The sequence below is a fragment of the Brucella tritici genome (assembly GCF_008932295.1).
In the GTDB taxonomy this organism is placed as follows: domain Bacteria; phylum Pseudomonadota; class Alphaproteobacteria; order Rhizobiales; family Rhizobiaceae; genus Brucella; species Brucella tritici.
Window position 1 is genome coordinate 1 of the sequence record NZ_WBWA01000059.1, and the last position, 3,859, is coordinate 3,859.

The window sequence follows — 3,859 nt, forward strand, 5'->3', positions numbered from 1 at the left end:
TTTTTCTGCGGGGTTTGAAAGTCTTGGTTGCGGGGGCAGGATTTGAACCTGCGGCCTTCAGGTTATGAGCCTGACGAGCTACCGGGCTGCTCCACCCCGCGATAAACTTTGTGCGCACCGAGCTTAAGCCGGTTTTTGTTTGGTTTTCCGTCCTCGCCGGCTTTGCCGTCTGCGGTCGGAAGGTGCTGCTCCACCCTGCCTTATGGGTGCGATATTATCACCGGTTTTGGTATTTTTTTGCGCTTTGAGCGTGATTTGATCTGTTTTGTATTTGATTTGAGAAGATGGTTTGATTTGTGTGCTTGGCAGACCTGGCAGCGACCTACTCTCCCGTGTCTTAAGACAAAGTACCATTGGCGCTGGAGCGTTTCACGGCCGAGTTCGGAATGGGATCGGGTGCAGCCGCTCCGCCATAACCACCAGGTCGGCGAAGAACACAAATTGAGAAGCTGGATTAGGGCAGTAAGGCATTAGGGGAATAGGGCAGTATGTTTAGGCTGCGCCTGTCCTTTGCCTTCGTGCTTTGTCTTTCGTGCTGATAACACTAAGCATGCGACTGCATGCCGCCGGTAGTCCGGCGCCCCGTCCGGAGCGAAGCGGCGAAGCCGCGACAGCGTGAGGACAGGAGAGACATCAAGCTAGGCTTGATGGATATTGTAAATGGGAGTGATCAAGTCGATCGAGCTATTAGTACCGGTAAGCTACATGCGTTGCCGCACTTCCACACCCGGCCTATCAACGTGGTGGTCTTCCACGGCTCTGATAGGGAATACTCGTTTTTAGGTGGGTTTCCCGCTTAGATGCCTTCAGCGGTTATCCCGTCCGTATATAGCTACCCTGCTATGCCGTTGGCACGACAACAGGTCCACCAGAGATACGTCCATCCCGGTCCTCTCGTACTAGGGACAGATCCTATCAATATTCCTACACCCACGGCAGATAGGGACCGAACTGTCTCACGACGTTCTGAACCCAACTCACGTACCGCTTTAAATGGCGAACAGCCATACCCTTGGGACCTGCTCCAGCCCCAGGATGCGATGAGTCGACATCGAGGTGCCAAACAACCCCGTCGATATGGACTCTTGGGGGTCATCAGCCTGTTATCCCCGGCGTACCTTTTATCCGTTGAGCGATGGCCCTTCCACGCGGGACCACCGGATCACTATGACCGACTTTCGTCTCTGCTCGACTTGTCAGTCTTGCAGTCAGGCAGGCTTATGCCATTGCACTCGACGAACGATTTCCGACCGTTCTGAGCCTACCATCGCGCGCCTCCGTTACTCTTTAGGAGGCGACCGCCCCAGTCAAACTACCCACCATACACGGTCCTGGACCCGGATAACGGGCCGCAGTTAGACATCCATAAGGTCAAGGGTGGTATTTCAAGGATGACTCCACACGAACTGGCGTCCATGCTTCAAAGTCTACCACCTATCCTACACATAACGTCACGAATGCCAGTGTAAAGCTATAGTAAAGGTGCACGGGGTCTTTCCGTCTAACCGCAGGAACCCCGCATCTTCACGGGGAATTCAATTTCACTGAGTCTGCGTTGGAGACAGCGGGGAAGTCGTTACGCCATTCGTGCAGGTCGGAACTTACCCGACAAGGAATTTCGCTACCTTAGGACCGTTATAGTTACGGCCGCCGTTTACTGGGGCTTCAATTCAATGCTTGCACATCTCCTCTTAACCTTCCAGCACCGGGCAGGCGTCAGACCCTATACGTCGTCTTGCGACTTCGCAGAGCCCTGTGTTTTTGGTAAACAGTCGCTACCCCCTGGTCTGTGCCACCCCCACCTGCTTGCGCAAATAGGGGTCACGCTTCTTCCGAAGTTACGCGTGCATTTTGCCGAGTTCCTTCAACGCAGTTCTCTCAAGCGCCTTGGTATTCTCTACCAGTCCACCAGTGTCGGTTTAGGGTACGGTCTATATGCAGGAGCTATTTCCTGGAACCGCTTCGCTGCAAGATCAATCCAATAAGACCTCACAACACACGCGATCCGTCACTACCTGCAGGCCCACGAATATTAACGTGGTTCCCATCGACTACGCCTTTCGGCCTCGCCTTAGGGGCCGGCTAACCCTGCTCAGATTAACTTTAAGCAGGAACCCTTGGACTTTCGGCGAGGGAGTCTCTCACTCCCTTTATCGTTACTCATGTCAGCATTCTCACTTCCGATACCTCCAGGATGTCTCACGACTGTCCCTTCACAGGCTTACGGAACGCTCCGCTACCACGCACAAATGTGCATCCACAGCTTCGGTGTATGGCTTTAGCCCCGGTACATTTTCGGCGCAAAGACCCTTATTTAGACCAGTGAGCTGTTACGCTTTCTTTAAATGATGGCTGCTTCTAAGCCAACATCCTGGTTGTTTTGGGATCCTCACATCCTTTCCCACTTAGCCATAACTTAGGGACCTTAGATGGTGGTCAGGGTTGTTGCCCTCTCCACGACGGACGTTAGCACCCGCCGTGTGTCTGCCGACTAGTACTCCCCGGTATTCGGAGTTTGATTAGGATCAGTAAGACGGTGAGTCCCCATAGCCCATTCAGTGCTCTACCCCCGGGGGTATTCGGTCGACGCTCTACCTAAATAGATTTCGCGGAGAACCAGCTATCTCCAAGTTTGATTGGCCTTTCACCCCTAGCCACAAGTCATCCCGATCTATTGCAACAGATATGGGTTCGGTCCTCCAGTACGTGTTACCGTACCTTCAACCTGCTCATGGCTAGATCACTTGGTTTCGGGTCTAATCCGACGAACTGAACGCCCTGTTCAGACTCGCTTTCGCTGCGCCTACACCTACCGGCTTAAGCTTGCTCGTCAGACTAAGTCGCTGACCCATTATACAAAAGGTACGCTGTCACCCAGGACGAACCTTGGGCTCCAACTGTTTGTAGGCATCCGGTTTCAGGTACTGTTTCACTCCCCTCGTCGGGGTGCTTTTCACCTTTCCCTCACGGTACTGGTTCGCTATCGGTCATGCACGAGTACTTAGGCTTGGATCGTGGTCGACCCATGTTCAGACAGGATTTCACGTGTCCCGCCCTACTCAAGGACAACAGGTGTTCTACGTGTACGGGGCTATCACCCACTTCGGCAAACCTTTCCAGGTTCTTCCACTTTATTCCCTATTGCCACTGGCCTGGTCCGCGTTCGCTCGCCACTACTAGCGGAGTCTCGTTTGATGTCCTTTCCTCTGGGTACTTAGATGTTTCAGTTCCCCAGGTTCGCTTCTAACCCCTATGTATTCAGAGTTAGATACCTTATTACGATAACTAGAAAGTTGAACTGTTCTTGCTCACGCTGTCGCAGCTTGCGCTGCTTCGCTCCGCAGGGGCGGTTCATTCGAACCGACGACCTAGCGGTCTGTATGGGCTCTCACCCATGCAGTTTCACTCCAACAATTCAAATTTTCTAGCTATCTAAGGTGGGTTGCCCCATTCGGAAATCGTCGGATCAAAGGGTATTCGCACCTCCCCGACGCTTATCGCAGCGTATCACGTCCTTCATCGCCTGTGCATGCCAAGGCATCCACCAAATGCCCTTAAGACACTTGATCACTCTCATTGCCAATATCCATCAAAACATTCTTACAACGCATTGTGCGACGCCAAATGTTGCCATTTGACCGCAAATGCTTGTTCAGCTTCAACAGTATCAGCAGAAAGACCAGCTTCTCGAGATACAATCGGTGGCGCGGTCAGGCTGCCAATCATATTGCAAGGTTTGAGCAAACCATTGCGACATCAGCTATAAAGCTGATCCGATTACATCTTCTCTTCACGATTTCATACAGAACAGGCAGACTTCGTAAAGTCCGCAAACTTGGTTCTTTCTCTTGTTGACTGC

The 3,859-nt window shown here is 52.4% G+C and carries 1 tRNA gene and 2 rRNA genes; all 3 read right to left on the minus strand.

Annotated features, from left to right (window positions below):
• Positions 1-24 precede the first annotated feature (24 nt).
• A tRNA-Met gene (locus tag F9K91_RS25245) sits at positions 25-101 on the minus strand.
• A 208-nt stretch (positions 102-309) separates the two neighbouring features.
• Positions 310-424 (minus strand): 5S ribosomal RNA (rrf, locus tag F9K91_RS25250).
• 242 nt (positions 425-666) lie between these two features.
• Positions 667-3,569: ribosomal RNA gene (locus F9K91_RS25255) — 23S ribosomal RNA — on the minus strand.
• Positions 3,570-3,859: the final 290 nt, after the last annotated feature.